Annotated in this window: 1 pseudogene; it reads right to left on the bottom strand. The window is 67.3% G+C overall.

Annotated elements, in window-relative coordinates:
* Positions 1 to 266 (bottom strand): annotated as a pseudogene (locus SB679_RS24640) (PLP-dependent aminotransferase family protein); the annotation flags it as partial.

The following is a 266-nucleotide window of genomic DNA, read 5'->3' on the forward strand; positions in this document are numbered from 1 at the left end:
GGCGGGCCGCGGCCAACTGCTCCACAACGGGTCCGCCCAGATCCATGATGGCCCTGACCGAAACGAACCGGGCGATCAGATCTTCCTCTGCCCGGATCCACCCGGTCCTCAGGCCGGCCCAGTGGGACTTGCTCAGTGAACCAATGGACACCACACCCGGCCCGAAAGAGGCCATCGGGGCTGTGCGGACGTCGTCGAGATTCAGGGCGCGCAGTGTCTCGTCGACCACAAGCACCGTACCGGCAGCAGCGGCGGCGCGCACCAAG

Origin of the sequence: Chryseobacterium sp. SIMBA_029 (assembly GCF_046535275.1) — a bacterium.
GTDB lineage: Bacteria > Bacteroidota > Bacteroidia > Flavobacteriales > Weeksellaceae > Chryseobacterium.